This window comes from Nesterenkonia sp. F (assembly GCF_000220985.1).
In the GTDB taxonomy this organism is placed as follows: Bacteria; Actinomycetota; Actinomycetes; order Actinomycetales; family Micrococcaceae; genus Nesterenkonia.
In genome coordinates this window covers 1-3,608 of sequence record NZ_AFRW01000040.1, presented here as the reverse complement: position 1 = coordinate 3,608, position 3,608 = coordinate 1, and the positions used below count along the sequence as shown (strand labels likewise).

Here is a 3,608-nt window from a genome sequence, read left to right as displayed (position 1 = left end):
CGACGGCTCGGCTGACGGCTCCGCTGACGGTCCGCTGACGGCTCGGCCGACGGCGGTCTTGGGACTGTCGACCCGGGCAACGATTCGGCTGAAGATGGCATGAACGGTTCAGCTGCGGATGGCTCTGGTGACGGCCTGGCTGAGACCGGTGTGTCCAACGGAGTCGGCCTGGGGCTGCTGGCCTTGGCGCTTGTTGCCCTCGGCGGAGGTGTGCTCGCTTTCACTGTGAAGCGTCGCACCAGCTGACAGGCACTGAGTTGAACCGCTGACAACAGCGCAGCTGGCGGCGTCACCACTCCAGGTGGTGGCGCCGTCAGCTTGCTGTTTTTCTGCACCCGAGCTCCCGACGTACCGGGCACTTATTCGGTTCTGACCCCACCTGGCGAAGCGGAACACAGATCGGGAGGCTCTTTGACGTGGCTTCAAGCAACTATCGGCCTCGACTTGCCAGTACAGGAGACTCCCTCGTGTCTGGGGCCATGCGTTCTCCTCGTATCCCAAGCAATATTTGGGCTCGATCGGCTGACGCCACTACCGAAGATCACCACAGCTAAGAGGTGCCGTGACGACCCCTAATGCATCCGGCAGGAACGACGGCGAGTTGGAAGAGACACGAAGTGCGTTGAATCGCTTGCCGAAGGTAGCCAGCTTGCTTAGCTGGCCCTTGGTGGCGCTTGTGCTTATTCATACGCTATTCATCGGCATGTGGGTCGCCCCCAGCACGCCGCTCCGGGAAGCCGTCAGCCTTGATCGGGTTCGGGAGTATGTTCAGCCCTGGTTTCAGCAGAACTGGTCGATCTTCGCGCCGAACCCTCGACGAACCGCTGTGACGTTCGAGGTCCGGGCCTCCGTGCTCCATACCGAGACCGGGGAGAAAGAGTTCACGGAGTGGGTAGACCTCATTGACAATGAGGACGCAATCGTTTCTGGGAATCTGTTCCCCGCTCGCACAGCGCAGATCTCTCGGCGCACCGCTGACCGGCTGCACAGGGCCCTCAACGATATGAACACCGAACAGCGCAACTTGCTCAAGGCGAACTACCTCGAGACCCCGGTAAGTGAGCTTCGAGACCATCTACACGATGTCGCTGGAGGCGCCGGGGGCTCAGACATCAGCCGATACATGACCGCTGATGCGGCAGCGACTCGCATCGCCACTGGCGCGGCGGAGACTTTCTGGAGTGATGGAGGGGGAGATCGCCTACGTGCAATACCGCACTAGCACCCGACCCGCGCCATCGTGGAATTCAGATCCTGGGTTCACTGTCGACGACACCACTCGAACTCAGCGGGAGTACGGATGGCGCGCCGCGGCTGAACTCTCCGATGAGCAGATTTCTTACTTCGAGCCCTACCTGAAGCAGGGAGGAGACTGGCGATGACAGTCATCTACGATCACGCCGTTCGTCCCCTCGTTGCGTGGAACACAAAACTCCAGGGCTGGCTGCTGCTGAAGAAGAACGCCCTCTATGGACTTTCAGCCGCCCGCATCCTCGTCGGTGTTGCGATGCTTGGTTTGCTGCTCACCAACTACACGTCCCGCCATGTGCTGTGGGGAATCGGGTCCTTCTGGGCTCAGCCCTACCGGGAGGGCAATGCGTTCAGCAATCTGACCGCCATGTTCCCGGCTGAATCACCTGCCCTGTTTACTCTGATGTATCTGGTGCTGATCGCCGTTGCGGTCGCCGTGATCATGGGGTGGCGAACTCGGATCACGACTCTCCTGCTTGCCGTCGGGATGCCGGCACTACTCGAGCGAACCGCAGTGGTGGGGGACCAAGGCGACAACATCGCACGCATTGGGCTACTGCTCATGGTTCTTATGGACACATCCGCGCACTGGTCACTGGATGCCCGCCGGCGCCAGCGCGGTGAACAACGCCTGAGCTCCCAAAGAGAGCTAGGTACTACTTCACGCGTGCTGTACTCACTACCTGTACTACCCGCCTGGTGGACCAATCTCATCCACAATGTCGCGCTGATTGGCCTGGCGTGCCAGATTTTCATCCTCTATACGGCCTCGGCTCTATACAAGACCCAAGGCTCCACTTGGCAGGCAGGTACTGCACTATACTACCCGCTTAATCTTCATGAGTATGCCGTATTCCCTTGGCTCAACAGTTTGATCACTGAGAATTCTATCCTTCTTACTCTTCTAACGCATTTCTCAGTCTATGTTCAAATGTTCTTCGCCGTCGGGCTGCTTCACCCCATCAGTCGCCGCCTGGCATTGATCGGCGTGATTCTTCTCCACGGCGGCATCGCAGTGATGATGGGGTTGCCCTGGTTCTCCCTGGCCATGCTCGCCTTCGACGCGATATTCGTTACCAGCAGTACCTGGAAGAAGGCGGAAAAGGCAATCTGGTCGACAGGAAATGGACTGACAGGTCTGCTGCCTGAATCGCCGATACGTCGGCCGCGCATTATCGCTACTGAGCGCCAGATGCAGGGCGCCAGTAGAGTTTCGGATAAGTCTACAGATCACGAAAATAGGCCTACACTCCGCTAGCCATTCATTCGATGCATTCCATGCGCTTATACTGCTCGAACATCTATATTCTCAATACACAACACTGAGACATTCTGCCGCTTCACACCCAAAGGGGGCTTGACTGCTGACAGGTTGGCAGTATACTTGCTGTCGCACCTTATCCCTACCGAGGTGTGAGCGATGAGGGCCCCGGGCTGGCTAGCTTGGCACATCCCCTTGCATGGTGCTGTGGTACTAGCCAGTCCGGGGCTCCTCCCCAGAGGTAGGACTGGCCATAACGCTCAAGACGATTGGCAGGCCATGCCCTGTGCAGTCCAGGAGAAATCAAGGCTCCCCCAACAGTGTGCTCGAACCGCCCCGCGAGGCGACGACGACGTTGATCTTCCTCCGCGCCCAAGTGAGTGTAGTGGCCCGTCCGAGTCCGCGGTTAGCTATGGTGACTACAGCTGTGCGAGTCATGTCGCCTCCAATACGTGAATGAGTATTTGCTTGCATGATCGTGGGCGATGACACACTTGCCAATACTCACGGGAGGGGCAGGCAGATGGATCGTGACGCCGAGGCTACGAAGGAGCGGCTGCTCGAGGCGGCGATCATGGAGTTCGCAGCCCATGGTCTTGCCGGCGGGCGCGCGGAGCGCATCGCTTCGCAGGCGCAGTGCAACGTTCGGATGATCTACGCGTATTACGTCGGCAAGAGCGGCCTGTTGGACGCGGCGCTTGCGCAGGCGCTGCGTCATATGGCCGAGAGCGTCCCGCCGCGCTCTAAGGACCTCGCAGGCTGGGCCGGAGACGTCTTCGACCATCATCAGCGTTTCCCTGAAGTCCTGCGCCTGAGCATGTGGGCTCAGCTCGAGCGCCCAGAAGCCGCGGCTACGCTGAGCGAGGCCTATCGGAGCAGGACGCTCGCCGTTGCGACAGCGGCCGCCCATCCGCTATCAGCTATAGACGTCCTGGTCTTCATCTACGCCCTCGCCCAAGCTTGGCAGCTCTCACCAGAAGGGCTCACCAGCCTCGAGGAGAATGCGGGCGGGGAGGAGGCGATCGCCGCTCGTCGATACGCAGTCGTCATCGCTGTGGAGCGGATGCTGCAAGTTGGCGCCTGCGGCGAGGGCGGC

General features: G+C 59.9%; 3 protein-coding genes. All 3 read left to right on the top strand.

Annotated elements, in window-relative coordinates:
• Nucleotides 1–703 precede the first annotated feature (703 nt).
• A complete protein-coding gene (locus tag GU5_RS17840) occupies nt 704–1,222 on the top strand; it encodes a DUF5819 family protein (protein WP_369750452.1) in 519 nt (172 codons plus the stop codon).
• A 156-nt stretch (nt 1,223–1,378) separates the two neighbouring features.
• Complete coding sequence (locus GU5_RS0103595; protein ID WP_010524216.1) at nt 1,379–2,509, top strand: HTTM domain-containing protein; 1,131 nt, start codon at nt 1,379–1,381, stop codon at nt 2,507–2,509.
• A 526-nt stretch (nt 2,510–3,035) separates the two neighbouring features.
• Nucleotides 3,036–3,608: TetR family transcriptional regulator (locus tag GU5_RS13860; protein WP_139084304.1), on the top strand; the 573-nt coding region annotated here is incomplete at its 3' end.

Coding starts and splice junctions, on each gene's coding strand:
- GU5_RS0103595 (WP_010524216.1), top strand. CDS start 1,379: ATGACAGTCATCTACGATCACGCCGTTCGTCCCCTCGTTGCGTGGAAC.
- GU5_RS17840 (WP_369750452.1), top strand. CDS start 704: ATGTGGGTCGCCCCCAGCACGCCGCTCCGGGAAGCCGTCAGCCTTGAT.